The sequence below is a fragment of the Psychroserpens algicola genome (assembly GCF_014526325.1).
Taxonomy (GTDB): Bacteria; Bacteroidota; Bacteroidia; order Flavobacteriales; family Flavobacteriaceae; genus Psychroserpens; species Psychroserpens algicola.
On record NZ_JACNMJ010000001.1, the window covers coordinates 1,168,035 to 1,190,834 of the forward strand.

The following is a 22,800-nucleotide window of genomic DNA, read 5'->3' on the forward strand; positions in this document are numbered from 1 at the left end:
GTGTTTTCCTAACGCCAATGTCTAACTGTTTAATAATCAAAGCTAATGCTAAATAAAAGCATCAAATTTTTAATAGAAAACAAACTCGTAGCAGTTCTGCTACTCGTCCTTTTTGTTGGATGGGGAACTGTAAACGCACCATTTAATTGGGATACAGGATTTTTGCCAAGCAACCCTGTAGCGGTTGACGCCATTCCAGATATTGGAGAAAACCAACAAATTGTATTCACAAAGTGGGATGGTCGTTCGCCACAAGATATAGAAGACCAAATCACTTATCCATTAACGACTTCTTTACTCGGTATTCCAGGAGTAAAAACCATTCGTAGTTCTTCTATGTTTGGGTTTTCAAGTATCTATATCATTTTTGAAGAAGATATAGAATTCTATTGGAGTCGCAGTCGTATTCTAGAAAAACTCAATTCATTACCAAGTGGATTATTACCAGAAGGTGTTAATCCTGCATTGGGACCAGATGCGACAGGTTTGGGACAAATATTTTGGTACACTCTTGAAGGTAGAGATGAAAATGGAAATGTTACTGGTGGTTGGGATTTACACGAACTGCGTAGCATTCAAGATTACTATGTGAAATATGCTTTAACTACTGCAAGCGGTGTTTCTGAAGTCGCTTCCATTGGTGGTTATGTACAGGAGTATCAGGTGGATGTCAATCCAGAGCTGATGCGTCAATATAACATTAGTTTAAACCAGATTGTAAAAGCGGTTAAAAGTAGTAATCAAGATATTGGTGCGCAGACTATAGAAATTAATCAAGCTGAATATTTAGTACGTGGTTTGGGTTATGTGAAATCTGTTGAAGATATTGAAAATGCTGTAGTTACTTCAGAGAATTTTACTTCAATTAAGATTAAAGACATTGGTAAAGTATCATTAGGTCCAGCAACACGAAGAGGTTTATTGGATAAAGAAGGTGCGGAAGTCGTTGGTGGTGTTGTAGTGGCACGATATGGTGCAAATCCAATGGAAGTCATTAATAATGTAAAGGCGCAAATTGAGGAGCTGAAAGGCGGATTACCTTCAAAGGTATTGGCAGATGGACGAACATCTCAATTAACTGTTGTTCCTTTCTATGATCGTACCGAGCTTATTGAAGAAACATTAGACACGCTTAATGAAGCGTTGACACTAGAAATATTAATTACCATTTTGGTTATTATTGTTATGGTTTTCAATTTAAGAGCTTCTATTTTAATTTCTGGATTGTTGCCTGTTGCAGTATTAATGGTATTTGTTACCATGAAACTGTTTAACGTAGATGCCAATATTGTAGCACTTTCTGGTATTGCTATTGCAATTGGAACTATGGTAGATGTAGGCGTCATTCTCGCAGAAAATATGATTCGCCATCTCGATGATGACAAATTACGATTACGAGAAGATGGCACAGAGTTAACTACGAATGAAGTAGTTTATAATGCGACTGCCGAAGTTTCTGGAGCAATTTTAACTGCGGTATTAACTACAATTATAAGCTTTGTTCCTGTATTTACAATGATTGGTGCAGAAGGAAAATTGTTTAGACCATTAGCATTTACCAAAACGATGGCGTTATCAGCATCTTTGGTTATTGCCTTATTCCTAATCCCACCATTAGCAGCTTATTTATTCAGAAAAACATCATTTAAAAAGTCATTTAAATACATCATAAATGGTGCTTTAATAATTGCTGGAATAGCAATTATGGTTACTGGATATTGGTTAGGGATTATTTTAATTGCTTTTGGTATTACAGGTTTACTTGGAGTTTTGGGTAAACTAAATAAGAAAAACAGCAATCTTGTAAATATTATTATTTCGTGTACTGCCATTATTTTTTTACTTGCCGAATATTGGAGACCACTAGGCTTTGACAGAAGTATTTTAGTCAATCTTATTTTTGTAGCTATTATTTGCTTCGGAATTTTAGGAATATTTTCAATTTTTAGAAGTTATTATGGACAGATTTTAAACTGGGCTTTAGCAAACAAACTTTTGTTTTTAATTATTCCAGCAACTGTGCTTGTTTCTGGAGGATGGATTATGAACAATACAGGAAAAGAATTTATGCCATCTTTAAACGAAGGCTCTTTTCTATTAATGCCAACCTCATTACCACATTCAGGTGTTGAGGAAAATAAACGTGTGCTTCAGCAATTAGATATGGCTGTAGCCACCATTCCAGAAATTGAAACCGTAGTAGGAAAGTCTGGTAGAACAGAATCTGCATTAGATCCTGCACCTTTATCTATGTACGAAAACATGATTCAGTATAAGTCTGAATACATGCGTAACTCAAAAGGAAAAAGACAACGTTACAAAGTAAATGACGATGGTGCTTTTGAGTTGAAAGATGGAACATTTATCGCCAATCCTAATAATTCCGAAAATGTTGTTTTTACAAAAGTTAGACATGCTCAACTTATCGAAGATAATGATGGCGAATTCTATCGTAATTGGCGACCAGAAATTAATAGTCCTGATGATATTTGGAATGAAATAGTTAGAGTTACCAAATTACCAGGAGTTACTTCTGCACCTAAATTACAACCGATAGAAACCAGATTGGTAATGCTTCAAACAGGAATGCGTGCACCAATGGGAATAAAAGTAAAAGGACAAGATTTAAAACAAATTGAAGCGTTTGGATTGCAGCTAGAAACCATTCTTAAACAAGCAGAAGGTGTAAAAGAGCAAGCTGTTTTTGCAGATAGAATTGTAGGGAAACCTTATTTACTTATTGATATTGATAGAGAAAAAATAGCACGTTATGGTGTATCTATAGAAGATGTACAAAGTGTGCTGAAAGTAGCAATTGGCGGTATGGCTATTACTCAAACTGTAGAAGGAAGAGAACGCTATGCTGTTAGAGTGCGATACCCTAGAGAGCTACGAGGTAATCCAGAAGATATAAAAGGCATCTATATTCCTGTTGAAAAAGGAAGTCCTATTCCATTAAGTGAATTAGCGACGATTCGGTATGAGCAAGGTCCACAAGTCATAAAAAGTGAAGACACCTTTTTAGTTGGCTATGTGTTGTTTGATAAATTAGATGGGTTTGCAGAAGTTGATGTTGTTGAAAATGCGCAAGCTTTATTTCAACAGAAAATAGATTCAGGAGAATTATCTGTTCCAAAGGGCATCAGCTATAAATTTACAGGCACTTATGAAAATCAGTTACGAGCAGAAAAAACGCTTTCTGTTGTCGTTCCATTAGCACTTGCTATTATTTTCTTGATTCTATATTTCCAATTCAAATCTGTTACTACGTCACTCATGGTTTTTACAGGAATAACAGTTGCTTTTGCAGGTGGTTTTATAATGATATGGTTATACGGTCAAGATTGGTTTTTCAATTTTAGTTTGTTTGGAGAGAATATGCGAGACCTTTTCAATATGAAAACCATCAATTTAAGTGTGGCGGTTTGGGTAGGTTTCATAGCCCTATTCGGTATTGCAACAGATGATGGTGTCGTTATGGCAACATACCTCACGCAAACTTTTGAGCGTGAAAAACCTTTGGATAAAAAGAGCATAAGAACTTCCGCTTTACAAGCAGCCGAAAAACGTATTCGTCCGTGTTTAATGACTACTGTAACTACCATTTTGGCGCTGTTACCAGTATTGACATCCACAGGAAAAGGAAGTGATATTATGATCCCTATGGCAATTCCAATATTTGGAGGCATGGTTATAGACATTACCTCTTATTTTATTGTACCAGTATTATATAGCTGGAGAGAAGAGTTTAAATTGAAAAGAGCAAACAAATGAAAAGAATAATTTATATACTCATAGGTTTATTAACTTTTAGTGTCTCTAATGCACAGCAATTAGAAACACTTATTAATGAAGCTCTAACTAATAATCCTGAAATTCAAAAATTTGAATTGCAATACAAAAGAGCTTCTGAAAAAGTAAATGAAGTCAATACCATTCCTAATACCGAATTTGGCGTGGGTTACTTCGTAAGCGAACCAGAAACCCGAACAGGAGCACAACGCTTTAAAGTATCGGCTAAACAAATGTTACCGTGGTTTGGTACAATTGCTTCACGAGAAAATTATGTGAGTTCATTGGCTGATGCAAAATATGAAGACATTGTTATTGCAAAGCGAAAATTGATGGCTTCTGTATCACAATCCTATTATAATCTTTACGCTAATAAAGCAAAACAAGAGGTTTTAAGCGAGAATATTAAACTATTGGAAACCTACGAAACGTTAGCATTAACCTCGGTTGAAGTTGGCAAAGCTTCAGCTGTAGATGTATTGCGATTGCAAATGCGTCAAAATGAAATGCAACAACTAAAAGATGTTTTAAGTCAACAGTTTTTAGCGGAACAAACGAATTTGAATAATCTTTTGAACAGGAAAAATGATACTGCTGTTACTGTGGTAGATAGTTTAATGATGCCTTCAGAAGACTTTGAAATTAATTCTGAAAATTTAGCATTACATCCTGAATTACTAAAATTCGATAAACTTTATCAGTCGGTAGAGCAATCCGAATTATTAAACCAAAAAGAAAGCAGTCCTATGATTGGTTTTGGCTTAGACTATATCAATGTTTCCGAAAGACCTGATATGAATTTCTCGGATAACGGTAAAGATATTGTAATGCCAATGGTTTCGGTGTCAATCCCAATTTTTAATAAAAAATATAAATCTCAAACCAAGCAAAATGAGTTGCAACAGCAAGAAATAACAGCTCAAAAACAAGAACGATTAAACACTTTGGAAACGCTTTTAAGCAAGGCGATTAATGAACGTATTTCTGCAAGAATAAGTTATAAGACTCAAACCAAGAACCTAAAACAAGCTAAAGATGCAGAGGACATTTTAATCAAAAGCTACGAAACAGGAACGATTGATTTTAATGATGTTTTGGATATTCAAGAACTACAATTAAAGTTTCAAATGAACCAGATTGAATCTGTGAGGACCTACTATGTTCAGAGTACTATAATTAATTATTTAATACAATAAGCAATGAAAAGATTAACATATATAATCGTATTAGTGTTTTTTACAATTGCCTTTTTGTCTTGTCGAGATAAAGAAAGTAAAACTCTTTCAACAGAAGTAAAACATTCAGGTGCTTTACGAACAATAATGTCTGGTAATATTCAATCTGTAATCAGTTTAGACACACTTTCAAAAATGAAAAACCTTTACGCTCTTGGTGCTGTGGATAACCTCAAGGGCGAAATTCAAATATTTGATAGTCAACCAAGTAACAGTTTTGTGGTTGATAGTAGTTTACAGATTAAAGATTCTTACAACCTAAAAGCATCTCTATTAGTATATGCAGAAATTGAAGCGTGGGATTCTTTTCAAATTGAGAATAGTAAAACAAAAAGTGATTTAGAAAAGCAAATTTTTGAAATAGCTACAGCTAATGGAACAGACACAGAAAAATCATTTCCTTTCCTTTTAGAAGGTACTATCGCTTCTATAGATTGGCACGTTATAAATTGGAAAGATGACGATAGTATACATAATCATAAAAAGCATAAAGAGTCTGGTTTAAATGGAACTTTACAAAATCAAGGAGTTCAAATTATTGGGTTCTATTCTACAAAACATAAAGCAATTTTTACTCATCATACTACTAATATGCATATGCATTTTAAAACCAATGATGGTGCTGTTGCAGGCCATATTGATGACTTATTATTAGATAATTCAATAACACTAAGATTACCAAAGCGATGAAAACATTAAACACAATACTTCTTTTATTCCTAACGTCAATCGTATTTGCCCAAGTAGGAACAAATGGCGAGGACAGAAACGAAGAAGGAAGGAATATAAAAGAATATAACCTCACTATAGAGGAAAATGAAATGACACTTGCTGATGTAACTGCAAAAGGTATGACTATCAATGGTAGTATTCCTGGGCCAGTTTTAGAATTTAATGAAGGAGACCTTGCTATTATTAATGTTACCAACAAAATGGATGAAGAAACTTCTGTGCATTGGCACGGATTAATACTTCCTAATTTTTATGATGGTGTGCCTTATTTAACAACGCCGCCTATAAAACCAGGTACAACATTTCAATATAGAATCCCTATCAACCAATCTGGTACGTATTGGTATCATTCCCATACAATGTTACAAGAGCAGAAAGGTGTGTATGGCTCAATTGTTATTCATCCTAAAGAAAAAACCTTGGACTACGACACAGATTTAGTTGTGGTGCTGTCAGATTGGACAAATGAAAAGCCAATGAATGTGCTTCGTAATCTTAAACGAGGTAACGAATGGTATCAAATTAAAAAAGGAACAGCTGTACCATTAAGTAGAGTTGTAAAAGAAGGTGCATTGGGCGCGCAATTTAAGTTTTGGCGCGATAGAATGGAAGGCGCAGATATTGCTGATATTTATTACCCAGCTTTTCTGTCTAATGGTAAAAAGCTTGCTGAATATCCAGAGTTTAAATCTGGAGAAAAAGTAAGAATTCGCTTTATTAATGCTTCTGCCTCATCTTATTATTGGATGGATTTTGGAGCAGGCAATCCTACAATCGTTTCAAGCGATGGTGTTGATGTAACACCAGTTAATAAAAGCAGGTTTCTCTTTGGTATAGCGGAAACCTATGACGTAATAGTTACTATTCCAGATGGTGCACTGGAAGTTACAGCAACAGCACAAGATGGCTCTGGTAACACATCAATTCGTTTAGGAAGTGGCAAACTTTTTCCTGCAACTGTAATAGACAGACCAGACAAAGTTGACATGATGAAGCAAATGGCTAAAATGGACATGAAAATGGGAGCGCCTGCAATGGCAGGTAGTCAAAAGAAAAACACGCCTGAAGCTTTAATGAAAAGGTATGGTATGCAGATGGATATGAAAGATGGCAAGATGAATATGGATATGAATAATAAGATGTCAATGAATGGTGGTAAGATGGATAACCAAACGAGTATGAAGATGAAAATGAATGATACGATGAAAATGGATGACCATATGAAACATAATATGTTTATAATGCCCAAAGACAGTACATTGTTTAATTACAATACACGTAAAACATATTTCAACTATGATTTTTTAAAGGCAAAAGAAAGTACAGAGTTTAAAAAAGACGTTTCTGTAAACGAACTATTGCTTAATCTAACAGGCAATATGCAACGTTATGTGTGGAGTATTAATGGTGTACCATTATCAGAAACCGATAAGATTAAAATTAAAGGTGGTGAGGTTACCAGAATAACCTTAAATAACTTAACAATGATGCACCATCCAATGCATCTTCATGGTCATTATTTTAGGGTTATTAATGAAAATGGAGAACGTTCGCCTTTAAAACATACGGTCAATGTGCCACCTATGCAAAAAGTGGTTATTGAATTTTATAACGAAGAATATGGTGATTGGTTTTTTCATTGTCACGTATTATATCATATGATGGGTGGAATGGCAAGAGTATTTAGTTATGATACACCAAGGGATGAAAGAATGGAAGCCTATCCAGTTCAAAAATTAATTGATGAAACAGACCATTATTATTCTTGGGGAATGGCACGCGCAGGTTCAAATTTCACAGAATTAAACCTTATGTCTAGTAACATTAGAAATGAATTTGGCTTGCGTGCCGAATTTGACTATGACCAAAATGCTGAAGTAGAAGTAAATTACAACCGATACTTAAATGATTGGGTGCGCGTGTATGCAGGTGTAAACACCGAAACATCAACACCAAATTCTTTTGATACATTTAATACCGTAGGATTAGTTGGTGTTAAATATTTTACACCCTATAGATTTAATGTAGATGTGAGTATGGACCATCAATTGCGTCCAAGAATCCGTTTAGATAGAGAACTTTTGCTTTTTCCAAGACTTTTTATAGAAGGCGAATATGAATACAGAGCAGACTTTGGTTGGGTTAATGATTTAGAAAATAATAATTCATACGAAGGTGAAACACAATGGTTGGTTGGAGCCTCCTATATTCTGTCACGAAATATTTCAATCCAAGGCAACTACAATAACCGATATGGTTGGGGTGGCGGACTTTTGGTAAGATTTTAAACAATAAACATTAATAAATAAATAACAAAACAATGAAAAATTTAAAAGTAATAACAGGAATTTTAGCAATGACATTTTTAACATTAACGGCAATGTCGTGTAAAGACGCAAAAAAAGAACAAAACAACGATGAAGGTCATAATACAGAAATGAATCACGACAATAGTGATGGTCATCACGATAGTGACAAAAAAGAAATGGCAATGAATAGCAATCAAGACGGAAATGCAGAAATGATACTTAAAGATTATTTTAATCTAAAAGATGCTTTAGTTTCTGATGATGAAGCAAAAGCAAAAGAATTTGGCGCAGTATTGAAAAAAAGTTTAGAAAATTTAGATGTTTCTAAATATACAGAGGAGCAACAAACAGAATTAAAAGAAATTGTTGAAGATGCAATAGAACACGCAGAACATATTTCAGAAAGTCCAATGGCACATCAAAGAGAACATTTTAAAGTTTTAAGTAAAGATGTTACAGATATGGTTGCTATTACAGGAACAGCAAATACTTTATACGAGCAATTTTGCCCGATGTACGATAAAGGTAGTGCTTGGTTAAGTAAAAGTGAAGAAGTACGTAACCCTTACTACGGAAGTAAAATGCTAAAATGTGGTAAAGTACAGAAAGAGATTAACTAAATGAAAATTGTTAAAAATATAATGTTGGTTTTATTAGTTGTTTTTGTGGGCATACAATTTATTCCCACAGAAGGCAACCAAAGCGATATAGTCCCAAAAACCGATTTTATGTTAGTTAACAACGTTCCAAATGACATTAAAAATAAGTTACAAGTATCTTGTTATGATTGCCATAGTAACAACACAAACTACCCTTGGTATAATAAGATACAACCAGTTGCTTGGTTTTTAGAAGACCATATTAAAGAAGGTAAAGCCGAATTGAATTTTAGTGAATGGGACTCTTTATCAAACCGAAGAAAGGCAAGCAAGCTACGGTCAATTATTAAACAAATTGAAAGTGATAAAATGCCATTGGATAGTTATACATTAATTCATAGTGATGCTATTTTAACAGATTCTGAAAAGCAAGAAATAATACAATTTCTAACACAGATAAATGAAAATTTAAATTAAAATGACACACACTTTGTTTATTAAAAATATGGTCTGTAATCGATGTAAAATGTCAATTCTTAGACTTTTAAATGATGAAGGCATCGAAGTAGAAGCTATTCAACTTGGAAAAATAACAGTTAAAGAAAATCCAGATAATGATTATTTAAAATTTGAAAAGAATTTAAATGAATTAGGTTTTGAATTGATTAAAGATCCTACAAAGGCATTGGTAGAAAAGATTAAGGTGAATCTTATTGAATACATAGAAAAGAATGATACAAATGTTATTCTCGCTAAACTTGAAAGTGAGATGGGTAAGAGCTATTCCATATTGAGTAAAACCTTCAGTAAGTCAGAAGGAATAACAATAGAAAAATACTTTATAAACCTAAAAATTGAAAAGGTTAAGGAATATATCCAGTTACAAGAGCTGAATTTTTCAGAAATAGCTTATAGTCTCAATTATAAAAATAGTAGTCACTTAGCAAAACAGTTTAAGCAGGTCACAGGAATGTCTATGACTGATTTTAAAAACCTACAAATTGATAACAGAAAACCATTAGACCAAATTGTATAAATATTATCCAATATTAGGAAAACTATACTGGCAAGTGAAAGGTAGTTTTGTGGGTTAACTTTAAAATATAAAAATAATGAAACACAAATATCAAATTCAGGGAATGACCTGTAAAGGTTGTATGAGAACTGTTAATAATGCTTTATCAGAAGTTGAGGGTGTAAAAAATGTAGAGATTGATTTTGAAGCATCAACAGCAATCATAGAAATGCAAGAGCACATATCAATAGATAATTTTGAAAATGCGTTGCAAGAAAAAAATGCAAAATATCATATACATCCAGATAACGGAGATGGTTTAATCACAAGAACTTTTCCTGTTAAAGGAATGACCTGTAGTGGCTGTAAAGCTCACGTAGAAAAAACACTTTCTTCAGTTGATGGAGTTCAAAGAGTTTCTGTTGATTTGAAAAAAGCAGAAGCAACCATTGAAATGAAATTTGATATATCGATTGAAAAATTTCAAGAAGTTTTAGAAAATGATGGTGGTACATACAGTATTCACAAAGCAGGTCAGCGTCCAGAATCGAACCAAGTTGAAAAACAGAAACCAAAAGGCAAAGGTACAGGCACTTTTTATTGCCCAATGCATTGCGAGGGCGATAAAACTTATGAAAAACCAGGCGATTGTCCTGTTTGCGGAATGGATTTGGTTGAAGAACAAAATCTATCATCGGCTACAACAGAACAATGGACGTGTCCAATGCACCCACAAGTTATAAAGGATGAGGCAGGTTCGTGTCCTATTTGCGGTATGGATTTAGTACCAATGAAACCTGACCTTTCAGCTGAAGAAAAGACCTATAAAAAATTATTGAAGAAGTTTTGGATAGCAACTGCATTCACATTACCAATATTCTTAATGGCAATGAGCGAAATGCTCAACAACAACCCATTATACGATATAATGGAACAGAAATATTGGAATTGGATTCAGTTTGCATTATCTATTCCAGTTGTATTTTATGCCACTTGGATGTTCTTTGAACGTGCTTATAGAAGTATAAAAACGTGGAATCTCAATATGTTCACACTCATTGGGATTGGTGCAGGTGTGGCTTGGTTATTTAGTGTTGTAGGTATGTTGTTTCCAGATGTGTTTCCGGCACAGTTTAAAACTGAATCAGGTGCTGTACACGTTTATTTTGAAGCAGCAACGGTAATTCTAACTTTGGTGCTTTTAGGTCAGTTGTTAGAAGCGCGTGCACATAGCAAAACCAATTCAGCAGTTAAAGAATTATTAAAGTTAGCACCTAATAAAGCTATAAAAATAATAGATGGTGAAGAAGTTGAAGTTAGTATAGATAATATCGAATTAAATGATATTCTAAAAGTAAAACCAGGCGATAAAATTCCTGTAGATGGAATGATAACTGAAGGCGAAACAACCATTGACGAATCTATGATTACAGGAGAACCTATTCCTGTAAACAAATCACAAGACGATAAAGTAAGTAGTGGAACAATTAATGGGAATCAATCCTTTTTAATGAAAGCCGAAAAAGTAGGAAGTGATACGTTACTTTCACAAATCATTCACATGGTTAATGATGCGAGTAGAAGTCGCGCACCTATTCAAAATTTAGCAGATAAGGTATCAGGATATTTTGTGCCTGTCGTAGTTATTATATCGATAATCACATTTATTGTTTGGACAATTTGGGGACCAGAACCTGCTTATGTCTATGCATTAGTCAATGCAATTGCAGTTCTAATTATTGCGTGTCCTTGTGCTTTAGGTTTAGCAACACCGATGTCTGTAATGGTTGGTGTGGGCAAAGGTGCTCAAAATGGTGTATTGATAAAAAATGCCGAAGCTCTTGAAAAAATGGATAAAGTAAATACACTTATAGTTGACAAAACTGGAACTATTACAGAAGGAAAACCAACGGTAGAAACAGTAGGTGTTTTTAGTGATATTTTAAATGAAAGAGAGCTACTACAATATATCGTTTCATTAAATACCAATAGCGAACACCCATTAGCAGAAGCAACTGTTAAATATGGAAAGGAACATAACGCTGAAATAATAAAATCTGAAAACTTTAGTGCTGTCACAGGAAAAGGTGTTGAAGCTATAATAAATGATAAAAAAGTAGCATTAGGGAATCCTAAAATGATGGAATATGCCAAAGCAGATATTACTTCTACAATGAAAGACGAAGCTAAATCTTACCAAAAACAGGGTAAAACAGTTTCTTATTTATCATTAAATGAAACCGTTGTTGGGTATGTAGTTATAGGCGATAAAATAAAAGAAACAAGTGCCAAAGCGATTAAAGTACTTCAAGATAAAGGTATTGATGTTATAATGCTAACAGGTGATAATCACGATACAGCACAAGCAGTAGCATCAGAGCTTAATCTTGCAGATTTTAAAGCCAGTATGCTACCAGAAAATAAACTCAAAGAAGTAGAGAAACTGCAAGAAAATGGAAAGGTGGTTGCTATGGCAGGTGATGGTATTAATGATGCACCAGCATTGGCAAAAAGTGATGTAGGTATTGCAATGGGAACAGGAACAGATGTAGCGATAGAAAGTGCAATGATAACCTTGGTAAAAGGTGATTTACACGGAATAGTAAAGGCTAAAAATTTAAGTCATTCCGTAATGAGAAACATAAAGCAAAATTTATTTTTTGCTCTTATCTATAATACATTAGGTGTACCAGTTGCAGCAGGCGTATTATTCCCATTCTTTGGCATTTTATTGTCGCCAATGATAGCTGCGTTAGCTATGAGTTTTAGCTCTGTGTCTGTAATAGTAAACGCATTAAGATTAAGAAATATTAAAATATAATTATGAAGAAATTAATAGTAGTATTTGTGTTAACAATTTCAGTTTTAAGCTGTAAAAATCAGGAACAGAAAAAGGAAGAACACAACCATCAAGAGACTCAAACTCAACAAGAAGATGTTCCTAAAAAGAAACCTTTAAGTCCACATACATCTACAATGGCAATGATTGGTGATGCTCATATTCATATAGACTATTCATCACCAGGAGTTAGAGGACGAATCATTTTTGGTGGATTAGTTGGTTTTGATAATGTCTGGCAAGCTGGAGCACATATGGCAACGTGGATTGAAACAAATAAGGATTTAATTATAAATGGTGAGGTGCTTCCAAAAGGGAAATATGGATTTTTCACGATTCCTTCAAAAGAGGATTGGACTATAATGATTAATAAAAACTGGAATCAGCACGGGAAAGACGATTATGATGCAAATGATGATGTGATAAGATTTAAAGTGACGCCAAGTATTTCAGATAAAATTACAGAGCATTTAGAGTATAAAGTAAATAAGATTAGTGAAACTGAAGGAAGTATTTCTCTTGCTTGGGAGAAGGTAACAATTAGCTTTCCATTCAAAATAAATCAATAAAATGGTAAACAGGCATACAGCATTAAAAATAAGGAAAACACATCGCTATTTAGGGTTGTTTTTGGGTATTCAGTTTTTGTTTTGGACTATTAGTGGTTTATATTTTAGTTGGACAGATATTGATGAGATACACGGTGACCATTTTAAAAATATGGAATACCAACCTAAAGCATTTAACAACCTCATTAGTCCATCACAGCTTAATGTTTCAAAAGGCATCAATACTATTGAATTGAGAGATATTGATAATTCACCATACTATTGGATTAACAAAGAACAATTATACAATGCCATCAATGGTAGTTTAAAATCTAATATAACAAAAGAAGAGGCTTTGTATATCGCAAGACTCAATATGAAAAATGGCTTAAAGGTAGAATCTATAGAACAGATTAATGAAACAGGGAAACATCACGAGTATAGAGAAAAATTGTTACCTGCTTATGTAATATCCTATGAATCTGATGAAGCTCTTAAAGCCTATGTATCTATTACTGATGGGAAGTTTCAAACGGTAAGACATCGCAGTTGGCGTTGGTTTGATTTTTTATGGATGACGCACACTATGGATTATGAAGGTAGAGACAACTTTAATACAATAGTTTTAAGAGCCTTTTCTCTATTAGGCTTAATTACTGTATTAAGCGGATTTTTACTTTGGTTTACTTCCTCACCTACGATTAGAAAATTTAAAAAGAAAAGAAAATAATATTAATACTAAAAAAAGAAATTATGAACACACAAGAACACAAAAACAACGATAATAAAGGTATGAGCAATTACACTAAATTCTTTTTGATGTTAGGCTCATCATTTGTTGCAATGTATATCACAATGTACTTAAATACTTATGAATTTGACCACGTATGGTTTAGTCTAACACGATTTTATATGGTCTGTTTAGGTATTGCAGCTATGGCCTTAATTATGTTTTTCTTTATGAAGAATATGTACAAGAATAAAAGGAAAAATTTGGGTATTGTATTAGGTAGCATCGTCCTTTTCCTTGGTGCTTTAGGTTTAGTACGTGACCAAAAATCAACCGTAGGTGATGTACTTTGGATGAAGGGTATGATACCACATCATTCCATAGCAATTCTAACAAGCGAAAGAGCAGATATAAAAGACCCAGAAGTTAAACAATTAGCAGAGGATATTATTAAAGCACAGAAAAAGGAAATAGAAGAAATGAAAGCAATGATAAAACGATTAGAAAATGAAAAATAATAAAATAGTCATATACATAGGATTACTCGCAGTAGGCTTACTCTTGGGTTGGTTGCTATTTGGAGGTTCGTCCAATGAAAGCGCAGAACACAATCATACGGAAACAACAGAAACCAATCAAATGTGGACGTGTTCAATGCATCCACAAATTATGCAACCAGAATCAGGTGATTGTCCTATTTGTGGGATGGATTTAATTCCTGCCGCAAGTAGTGCAGATGGTTTGTTGGCAGACCAATTCAAGTTAACTGAAAATGCGATGGCATTGGCGAATATTCAAACAACTGTTGTAGGCAAAGGAAATGTTGATGGCAACACCCTTAAATTATCTGGCAAAATTGCTGAAAATGAAGAAGCAAACGCAGTACAAGTCAGTTATTTTTCGGGTAGAATAGAACGATTGAATGTCAGTTTTACAGGTGAAGAAGTACGTAAAGGTCAGCTATTAGCAACTATTTATTCGCCAGAATTGTATGCGGCACAACAAGAGTTAATTACAGCATCATCTTTAAAGGAATCGCAACCTGCATTATATAAGGCAGTTCGTAATAAATTGAAGTTGTGGAAACTTTCTGAAAGTCAAATCAATCAGATTGAAGAAACCCAAAAAGTAAAAGAAAACTTTCCAGTTTATGCAACCGTTTCAGGTACAGTTACCGAAAAATTAGTAGAACAAGGCGACTACATCAAACAAGGTCAGCCATTGCTTAAAATTGCAAATCTCAATACAGTTTGGGCAAACTTTGATGTCTATGAAAATCAAATAGATTTATTTGAAAAGGGACAAGAAGTTTTAGTGACTACAAACGCTTATGCTAATAAGGAATTTAAAGGGAAAGTAGATTTCATTGACCCAATATTAAATACCAGAACAAGAACAGTAACCTTACGTGTGGTGCTTAATAATAAGAACGATGTATTTAAACCAGGAATGTTTGTAACCGCTAATATTGAACGAGTATCAAATAATAATGATGAAGTGTTAACAATCCCAGCATCTGCTGTACTTTGGACAGGTGAACGTTCTGTTGTCTATTTAAAAACCAATCCAGACCAAACCGTTTTTGAAATGCGTGAAGTTGTTTTAGGTAATCAAAATGGTAATGAATATGAAGTTTTAGAAGGATTATTTGTTGGAAATGAAATCGTAACTAACGGAACTTTTACGGTTGATGCAGCAGCTCAATTACAAGGTAAAAAATCAATGATGAATAAAGATGGTGGCAAAGTAATGACTGGTCACGAAGGACATTTAGGAATGGATAATAATGCATCAAAAAAAGAAAGTGACCATACTAATATGAACGAAAGATTGACAGTATCAGAGAAATTTCAAGAACAACTAAAAGTTGTTTACAATGACTATATCAATTTAAAAGATGCTTTAGTTAAAGAAGATTCAAAAAATACTTCAGTTAATGCAACAAGTTTATTAAACAATTTAAGTAAAGTGGATATGAAATTATTATCAGACAATAATGCTCATACACATTGGATGTCATTAGTAAAAGAAATACAATCTTCTGCGACATCTATTTCTAAAACCTCTGATATAAAGGCTCAAAGAGACCATTTCAAGCATTTATCATCGCATCTAATCAATGCGGTTCAATTATTTGGTGTCAATGAAAAAGTGTATGTAGAATTTTGTCCAATGGCAGATAACAACAATGGTGCTTATTGGTTGAGTAAACAAGAAAAAGTAATCAATCCATATTTTGGTGCAGCAATGCTAACTTGTGGAGAAGTAAAACAAGTAATAGAATAATAATAAATCAAGTAATAACAATTAAATTTTAAAACAATGAAGAAAGTAATTTTAAGTGTAGTTGCAATAGCAGCATTAGGTTTAACAAGTTGTAAAAACGAAACTAAAAAAGTTGAAGATACTACAACAACAGAAGTGTCAAAAGAAATCGCAATGACAGATTTATCTTTTGGAGTAAGAGGAAATTGTGGTATGTGTAAAAGTACCATTGAAAAAGCAGCCAATAGTGTTGAAGGTGTTGCAAGTGCCAATTGGGATGTCGATAAAAAGAAAATTGATGTCTCTTTTGATGATTCAAAAACGGATGCAATGGCAATTCATAAAGCAATAGCAGCTTCAGGTTACGACACCGAAAAAGTTGCAGGAAGTGAAGAAGCCTATAAAGATTTACCAGGTTGTTGTAAATACGACCACGAAATGATGATGAATCAATCTGGTGAGGAAAAAGAAGAAGATCATTCAGATCATGATCATTAATATTAAACAAAGAAGAGCCTTTTTAAAAAGGCTCTTCTATTAAAAAAAGCTATATGCTCATTTTATTTGCACAACCATTGCATTAAATAATTTATATATTTGTCTTTATTATATGAAAATATTCTTTTCCATATCAATGTCTATTTTATTCTTTTTTCAAGGAATAAGTATAGATATGGACTTTTGTGGTCCAATTAAAGAAATTTCAAGTGTTATTACCCATTATCAAGAACATAAAGTCTATGGCGACTCTTTCCTTGAATATGTAGTTGAAGATTACATTGATAATGATGCTCAAAATAAAGAGCATCATCATAACCCAGATAAGGAAAATACACCTATTCATTCCCATAATCAATGTTGTCACCCATTGGTATTAATTATTGCCAACAATACTTTGGCTTTAACCAATCGACTAAATTTTGAAGAGAAAAAACAGTATAATTTACATAAAGTAAACTTCACTTCCAGATATTTGGAATCGCTTTTCCAGCCACCAAGGGCATAATTCAGTTTTTTTAAAGGATAACTATATCCAATTTTGAACCTATATGGTTCTTTTCATTTCGTGTAATTCTATTTTCTATATCAGAATTGTATCGAATAGTTTAACTGAATTAAAACATTTTCTATGATTAATAAAATCATTGATTTTTCAATCAATAACAAATTCATTATTGGTTTGCTAACGCTTACCATTGTTGGAGCAGGTATTTGGAGTATGACCCAAGTGCCCATCGATGCTGTTCCAGATATTACCAACAACCAAGTACAGGTTATTACACAAGCACCCAATTTAGGTACAGAGGACATTGAACAATTTGTAACCTATCCAGTAGAAGTTGCAATGAGCAACCTACCTGATGTAAAGGAAATCCGTTCCATTTCTCGTTTTGGTTTATCTGTGGTTACTATTGTTTTTGACGATGATATGGGAACCTATCTACCACGTCAATTAGTAGCTGAAAAGCTAAACGAAGTTAAAGAACAAATTCCAAGTGGTTTTGGCGAACCTGCTATGGGACCTATCTCTTCTGGATTAGGAGAAATCTATCAATACACACTTAAAGTAAAACCAGAGTATAAAGACAAATATTCAGTTACTGATTTGCGCACAATGCAAGATTGGATTGTACAACGTCAAATGTCAATGGTAGAAGGTGTAGTTGAAGTAAATGCCATAGGTGGAAAAATTAAACAGTACGAAGTTGCTGTCGACCCAAACGAACTAAAAGCTATTGGTTTAACAATTACCGATGTTTTTGAAGCTCTTGAAGCTAATAATCAAAACACAGGTGGAGCATACATTGAAAAGAACCATCAAGCCAATTTTATTCGTGGAGAAGGTTTGGTGCGTAGTTTAGAGGATATTAAAAAGATTACGGTTAAAAACACAAACAATATTCCAATTACCGTTGGCGACATTGCAACAGTACAATTTGGTGCTGCCATTCGCTATGGTGCTTTAACTCAAGATGGAGAAGGCGAAGTAGTTGGTGGTTTGGTAATGATGCTTAAAGGCGCTAATTCAAACGATGTTATTGAGAATGTTAAAGTACGAATGACTCAAATTGAAAAATCGCTGCCAGAAGGAGTCATTATCGAACCTTTGTTAGACCGAAGTAAATTAATAGCAGAAACGACTTCAACGGTTGCTACTAATCTCATTGAAGGCGCATTAATAGTTATTTTTGTTCTTATTTTCTTATTAGGAAATTGGCGAGGTGGTTTAATAGTAGCTTCAACAATTCCATTATCACTACTATTCGCATTTATACTAATGAATGTTTTTGACGTTTGGGCTAATTTAATGAGTCTGGGAGCCATAGATTTCGGAATTATTGTTGATGGTGCAGTAATTATTGTAGAAAGTACCGTTTTTCTAATTGCTTCGAAAGTCCTAAAGAAAAGGAAACTGTCATCCAAAGAACGTGACGGTGTAGCAGCAGATGCCTCAAAAAAAATGATGAATGCTGCCTTTTTTGGTCAGCTGATTATTTTAATTGTATTTCTACCAATATTGGCATTAGAAGGTATTGAAGGAAAAATGTTTAAGCCAATGGCATTGACCTTTATTTTTGCTATGATTGGTGCAATGGTACTCTGTTTAACCTATGTTCCAATGATGTCTGCATTGGTATTAAGAGCACCAAAAAGCGACAAAAAATCTTATGGCGATAGATTTGTGCATTGGGTTGAAAACAAGTATCAACCTTTATTGGTAAAAGCATTGAAAAAAGGAAAATGGATTATTGGTATTGCAGTTGTGTTATTCGGAATTACAGTCTTTATGTTTACGAGAATGGGCGGCGAATTTATACCGCAATTGGATGAAGGAGACATTGCGTTTCACGCCATTTTAAAACCAGGTAGTTCACTAACTGAAACGATTGAAACGACTACAAAAATTGAGCAAATTGTAAAAGCTAAATTTCCTGAAGTTGAAAAAATAGTTAGTCGTATTGGTGTTGCAGAAATTCCAACAGACCCAATGCCAATGGATTTAGCCGATGTTTTTGTAATTCTAAAGCCAAAAAGCGAATGGACAACTGTAGAGACAAAAGATGAACTCATCGAAAAAATGAAGGAAGCTGTGGAAATCATTCCTGGTGTGAACTATGAATTTACCCAACCCATTGAAATGCGATTTAATGAACTACTTGAAGGTGTTCGTGAAGATATTGCAATTAAACTTTATGGTGAAGATATAGAGGTGCTATCTCAAAAGGCAGAAGAAATATCTAAAATTATTGCTGGTACAGAAGGTATTGGTGATATGAAAGCGGAAGCTACAACAGGTTTGCCGCAAATGACCATTTCGTATAACAGAAATAAATTAGCACAATACGGACTTCAAATAAATACCTTAAACCAAATTGTACAATCAGCATTTGCAGGAGGAACAGCAGGCGTTATTTTTGAAGGTGAAAAACGGTTTGATTTAGTGGTTAGGTTAAGTTCTCATAATCGTAAGGACATAACAGATGTTCAAAATTTGTTTGTCAACTTACCTTCTGGTGAACAAATTCCGCTTCGTGAAGTAGCTGATGTAAGTTATAAAGGTGGTCCAATGCAAATCAGTAGAGACAATACCAACAGAAGAACCTATGTAGGTATTAATGTAAGAGGTCGTGATGTCAAATCATTAGTAGGCGAAATCAAAACTAAATTGGATGCACAATTAGAACTACCATCAGGTTATTTCATTCGTTATGGTGGTGCTTTTGAAAATCTGGAACGTGCTAGTAACCGTTTACAAACCGTTGTCCCTATTGCCTTGTTACTCATTTTTGTACTGATTTATTTTGCATTAAAATCCTTACCACAAACCTTGATGATTTATATAGCAATCCCAATGGCAACCATTGGAGGTGTTGTAGCGTTATGGTTGCGTGATATGCCTTTTAGTATTTCGGCAGGAGTCGGTTTTATTGTGTTGTTTGGTGTTGCAGTATTAAACGGATTAGTAATGATTAGTGGTTTGAATGAGTTAAAAGAAGAAGGAGTTACCAATCTAAAAGATAGAATTATAGAAGGTACAAAGCGAAGAATTAGACCTATAATGTTAACTGCTTTTACAGATGTTTTAGGCTTTCTGCCTATGGCAATTTCAGCATCGGCTGGTGCAGAAGTTCAGCGACCTTTAGCAACTGTTGTAATTGGTGGTTTGTTAACCTCTACACTATTAACATTATTCGTTTTACCTATATTATATCATTGGGTAGAAAACAAATCATTCAATTTTAGGGCTAACAAAAAGGTAATTACAGTTACTGCTATGGTGGCTTTTATGTTTTTGTTGCCAATAACAGGAAATGCGCAAAAAATAAATGATTCGTTACCAATTATTTCGATGCAAGAAGCTGTAAAATTGGCTAAAGAAAACTATCCAAGTTTAAAACAACAACAACTCGAAATTGATAAGCAACTACAATTAAAAGGAACGGCTTTCGATTTTGGTACTACTCAAATTTTTACTGGTGGTGAAGAAATCAATAATGGATCAGGTATTTACACCACTATTGGAGTTGGTCAATCAAATATAGACGTGTTTGGTATAGCACCAAAGAGAAAATTACTGAAGCAACGTATTCAGTTAGCCCAAAAAGCCTATCAGCTTTCAGAATTAGATTTAGAACTGGAAGTAAAAAAAGCGTGGGCAAATGCTTTACAGAGTAAAAGGAATTGTAATTTATACAAAGAGTTAGATTCTATTTACACCAACTTTGAAAAAGCAGTAGCATTAAATTATGAAGTCGAAGCCATTTCTAAACTGGAATATGCAGCAGCCAAAAATCAAGCTTTACAGATTCAGAATAAATTTAAGCAATCAAAAAGTGTATATACTATTGCATTACAACAATTAAACCTTTGGTTAGTTGCAGATGAATTTTATACGGTTTCAGATGAAATTGATATAGAGAACGAAATAAATGTAGAATCCTTTACTTTAGAAGCACACCCTTTATATAGTTTTTCTCAACTTCAACTTGCAGAGGCAGAAGCAAACTTTAAAGCTGCCAAAGCTGAAAATTTACCAAAGTTTAACCTTCAAGGTGGTTTGCAAAAAGTAAGCGGAAATTCAGGGTTTTATACCTATCAAGCTGGTATTTCCATACCATTTTTATCTGGTACAACAAAAGCACAAGTTAGAACAGCAAAAATTGATAGGCAAATTGCCGAAACTAATATGCAGTTCAAGCAAAAGGAGGTGCAATCTAAATTTAATCAAGCTAAAGAGAATTACCAAAAATGGAAAACATCTTGGCTGTTCTATAAGAATGAAGTATTACCACTTATTAAAGAACAAAAAACAGGTGCTTTGTTTGCTTATGAAGAAGGAGAGATTGATTACACAGCGTTTACACAACTTATAAAAGAAGCTATTCAATCAGAACTGGAAGCACAAACAGCATTAGTGAACTATTTAGAAAGTACATTCCAATTACAATATTTTAATCAATAAGACAATGAAAGCCCATAATAGGCATTTGGCAAATAATGGTCAATACACATACAAAATTTTAGACAATGAAAAATATAACAAATAAATTCCTTATACTTTTTATAGTATCAATTGTAGCAACCGCGTGCGGAAATAAAGAAAATCATAAAGAAGGTGATGGTCATTCTCATGATGAAGTACAAAAAACTGAAGAAAACGATGACCATAACGATGGCGAAGAAGTGATGCTTTCACAGCAACAGTTTGAAGCCTTAAAAATGAAAATAGATAGTATTGCCTTGCGCAACATGAGTGGTTATGTAGAAGCCAATGGGACATTGGAAGTGCCACCACAAAGTGAAGCAGCAATAACTTCTGTAGTTGGTGCAAATGTATTATCCATAAAAGTGATTGAAGGTGATAAAGTGAATAAAGGTCAAGTTGTGGCATATCTTTCACATCCAAATATTATTCAAATGCAAACCGACTATTTGAATGCTTTTAGCAATAGTAATTTTTTAAAGAAGAACTTTGAGCGTCAGCAAAAATTATATGATGCAGGAGTTGGCTCTGGTGCAAATTTTCAAAAAGCCGAAGCCGAATATGATGCCTCTAAAGCTATGGTAAATGGATTGGAAGCCCAATTGAAACTATTAAATATAAACACGTCATCAGTACGAAATGGAACAATTGCTCAAAGTATATCATTACGAAGTCCTATTGAAGGCTATGTGCAAAAGGTAGAAGTAAAAACAGGACAGTATGTTGAACCACAAACCGAACTCTTTGAAATTGTAAATACACATCACGTTCACGCTGATTTAATGGTCTTTGAAAAAGATGTGTATAAAGTTAAGAAAGGTCAAAAAGTAAGCTTTAATATACAAACAATGCAAGATGAAGAATTAACAGCAGAAATCTATTCCGTAAGCAAAACATTTGAAGATGACCCTAAAGCAGTACACGTACACGCTGAAATTGAAAACAAGAAAGGTAACTTAATTCCTGGAATGTATATCCAAGGTAAAATTCAAGTAGAGAACACCAAAACAAAAGCACTTCCTGAAAGTGCGATAGTAAAAGAAGGTGATAGATTTTTCGTGTTTTCGGCAGAAAAAGAAAATGACGATTGGAGTTTTAAACCTATTGAAGTGCTTTTAGGAGCAAAAGATGGCAATTGGATAGCTGTTCAATTTACTGAAGAACAAGATAAAATCACAAAATTCGCTTATAACAATGCGTATTATTTAATAGCCGAAATGAAAAAAGGCGAAGCAGAACACGAACATTAAT

At 33.8% G+C, this 22,800-nt stretch carries 16 protein-coding genes; all 16 read left to right on the forward strand.

All coding sequences use genetic code 11. The features are described from left to right. The first annotated feature begins 45 nt into the window (after positions 1-45). The 16 genes from H7350_RS04935 to H7350_RS05010 all read left to right on the forward strand — a co-directional run bounded on the left by H7350_RS04935 (position 46) and on the right by H7350_RS05010 (position 22,799). The gene (locus H7350_RS04935; protein WP_204344748.1) at positions 46-3,774 is read left to right on the forward strand and encodes an efflux RND transporter permease subunit; all 3,729 of its coding nucleotides are present in this window, start codon (positions 46-48) and stop codon (positions 3,772-3,774) included. Next, the gene (locus H7350_RS04940; RefSeq protein ID WP_204344749.1) at positions 3,771-4,988 is read left to right on the forward strand and encodes a TolC family protein; all 1,218 of its coding nucleotides are present in this window, start codon (positions 3,771-3,773) and stop codon (positions 4,986-4,988) included. The genes H7350_RS04935 and H7350_RS04940 overlap by 4 nt, the downstream gene beginning before the upstream one ends. 3 nt (positions 4,989-4,991) lie before the next feature. Next, the gene (locus H7350_RS04945; RefSeq protein ID WP_204344750.1) at positions 4,992-5,717 is read left to right on the forward strand and encodes an acetolactate decarboxylase; all 726 of its coding nucleotides are present in this window, start codon (positions 4,992-4,994) and stop codon (positions 5,715-5,717) included. Beyond that, positions 5,714-8,047, forward strand: coding sequence for a multicopper oxidase domain-containing protein (locus H7350_RS04950; RefSeq protein WP_204344751.1), 2,334 nt, complete (start codon positions 5,714-5,716; stop codon positions 8,045-8,047). Before H7350_RS04945 ends, H7350_RS04950 begins: the two co-directional genes overlap by 4 nt. A 32-nt stretch (positions 8,048-8,079) precedes the next feature. Then, complete coding sequence (locus H7350_RS04955) at positions 8,080-8,688, forward strand: DUF3347 domain-containing protein (protein WP_204344752.1); 609 nt, start codon at positions 8,080-8,082, stop codon at positions 8,686-8,688. Next, positions 8,689-9,144, forward strand: coding sequence for a heme-binding domain-containing protein (locus H7350_RS04960; protein WP_204344753.1), 456 nt, complete (start codon positions 8,689-8,691; stop codon positions 9,142-9,144). A 49-nt stretch (positions 9,145-9,193) separates the two neighbouring features. Continuing rightward, positions 9,194-9,703, forward strand: a complete 510-nt coding sequence (locus H7350_RS04965) for a helix-turn-helix domain-containing protein (protein ID WP_235989259.1) — start codon at positions 9,194-9,196, stop codon at positions 9,701-9,703. A gap of 76 nt (positions 9,704-9,779) precedes the next feature. After that, entirely contained in the window at positions 9,780-12,503 is a 2,724-nt protein-coding gene (locus H7350_RS04970) for a heavy metal translocating P-type ATPase (protein WP_204344755.1), read from the forward strand. Between the two features lie 2 nt (positions 12,504-12,505). Further along, a complete protein-coding gene (locus tag H7350_RS04975) occupies positions 12,506-13,090 on the forward strand; it encodes a DUF2911 domain-containing protein (RefSeq protein WP_204344756.1) in 585 nt (194 codons plus the stop codon). Position 13,091: 1 nt separating this feature from the next. Next, complete coding sequence (locus tag H7350_RS04980; RefSeq protein ID WP_204344757.1) at positions 13,092-13,799, forward strand: PepSY domain-containing protein; 708 nt, start codon at positions 13,092-13,094, stop codon at positions 13,797-13,799. Positions 13,800-13,822: 23 nt separating this feature from the next. Then, positions 13,823-14,317, forward strand: a complete 495-nt coding sequence (locus H7350_RS04985; protein WP_204344758.1) for a DUF305 domain-containing protein — start codon at positions 13,823-13,825, stop codon at positions 14,315-14,317. Then, positions 14,307-16,085: an efflux RND transporter periplasmic adaptor subunit gene (locus H7350_RS04990; RefSeq protein WP_204344759.1), complete on the forward strand. Its 1,779-nt coding sequence runs from the start codon at positions 14,307-14,309 to the stop codon at positions 16,083-16,085. The genes H7350_RS04985 and H7350_RS04990 overlap by 11 nt, the downstream gene beginning before the upstream one ends. 36 nt (positions 16,086-16,121) lie before the next feature. Continuing rightward, positions 16,122-16,562 (forward strand): heavy-metal-associated domain-containing protein, encoded by a 441-nt coding sequence (locus H7350_RS04995; RefSeq protein ID WP_204344760.1) that lies wholly within the window; start codon positions 16,122-16,124, stop codon positions 16,560-16,562. Between the two features lie 175 nt (positions 16,563-16,737). Next, the gene (locus tag H7350_RS05000; RefSeq protein WP_235989260.1) at positions 16,738-17,070 is read left to right on the forward strand and encodes a hypothetical protein; all 333 of its coding nucleotides are present in this window, start codon (positions 16,738-16,740) and stop codon (positions 17,068-17,070) included. A gap of 123 nt (positions 17,071-17,193) precedes the next feature. After that, positions 17,194-21,528, forward strand: coding sequence for a CusA/CzcA family heavy metal efflux RND transporter (locus tag H7350_RS05005; protein WP_204344762.1), 4,335 nt, complete (start codon positions 17,194-17,196; stop codon positions 21,526-21,528). Between the two features lie 65 nt (positions 21,529-21,593). Beyond that, the gene (locus tag H7350_RS05010; protein WP_204344763.1) at positions 21,594-22,799 is read left to right on the forward strand and encodes an efflux RND transporter periplasmic adaptor subunit; all 1,206 of its coding nucleotides are present in this window, start codon (positions 21,594-21,596) and stop codon (positions 22,797-22,799) included. Position 22,800 lies beyond the last annotated feature (1 nt).

What these genes read in the sequence shown, in the direction of transcription:
- H7350_RS04935 (WP_204344748.1), top strand. Translation starts at nt 46, where the DNA reads ATGCTAAATAAAAGCATCAAATTTTTAATAGAAAACAAACTCGTAGCA.
- H7350_RS04940 (WP_204344749.1), top strand. Translation starts at nt 3,771, where the DNA reads ATGAAAAGAATAATTTATATACTCATAGGTTTATTAACTTTTAGTGTC.
- H7350_RS04945 (WP_204344750.1), top strand. Translation starts at nt 4,992, where the DNA reads ATGAAAAGATTAACATATATAATCGTATTAGTGTTTTTTACAATTGCC.
- H7350_RS04950 (WP_204344751.1), top strand. Translation starts at nt 5,714, where the DNA reads ATGAAAACATTAAACACAATACTTCTTTTATTCCTAACGTCAATCGTA.
- H7350_RS04955 (WP_204344752.1), top strand. Translation starts at nt 8,080, where the DNA reads ATGAAAAATTTAAAAGTAATAACAGGAATTTTAGCAATGACATTTTTA.
- H7350_RS04960 (WP_204344753.1), top strand. Translation starts at nt 8,689, where the DNA reads ATGAAAATTGTTAAAAATATAATGTTGGTTTTATTAGTTGTTTTTGTG.
- H7350_RS04965 (WP_235989259.1), top strand. Translation starts at nt 9,194, where the DNA reads ATGTCAATTCTTAGACTTTTAAATGATGAAGGCATCGAAGTAGAAGCT.
- H7350_RS04970 (WP_204344755.1), top strand. Translation starts at nt 9,780, where the DNA reads ATGAAACACAAATATCAAATTCAGGGAATGACCTGTAAAGGTTGTATG.
- H7350_RS04975 (WP_204344756.1), top strand. Translation starts at nt 12,506, where the DNA reads ATGAAGAAATTAATAGTAGTATTTGTGTTAACAATTTCAGTTTTAAGC.
- H7350_RS04980 (WP_204344757.1), top strand. Translation starts at nt 13,092, where the DNA reads ATGGTAAACAGGCATACAGCATTAAAAATAAGGAAAACACATCGCTAT.
- H7350_RS04985 (WP_204344758.1), top strand. Translation starts at nt 13,823, where the DNA reads ATGAACACACAAGAACACAAAAACAACGATAATAAAGGTATGAGCAAT.
- H7350_RS04990 (WP_204344759.1), top strand. Translation starts at nt 14,307, where the DNA reads ATGAAAAATAATAAAATAGTCATATACATAGGATTACTCGCAGTAGGC.
- H7350_RS04995 (WP_204344760.1), top strand. Translation starts at nt 16,122, where the DNA reads ATGAAGAAAGTAATTTTAAGTGTAGTTGCAATAGCAGCATTAGGTTTA.
- H7350_RS05000 (WP_235989260.1), top strand. Translation starts at nt 16,738, where the DNA reads ATGGACTTTTGTGGTCCAATTAAAGAAATTTCAAGTGTTATTACCCAT.
- H7350_RS05005 (WP_204344762.1), top strand. Translation starts at nt 17,194, where the DNA reads ATGATTAATAAAATCATTGATTTTTCAATCAATAACAAATTCATTATT.
- H7350_RS05010 (WP_204344763.1), top strand. Translation starts at nt 21,594, where the DNA reads ATGAAAAATATAACAAATAAATTCCTTATACTTTTTATAGTATCAATT.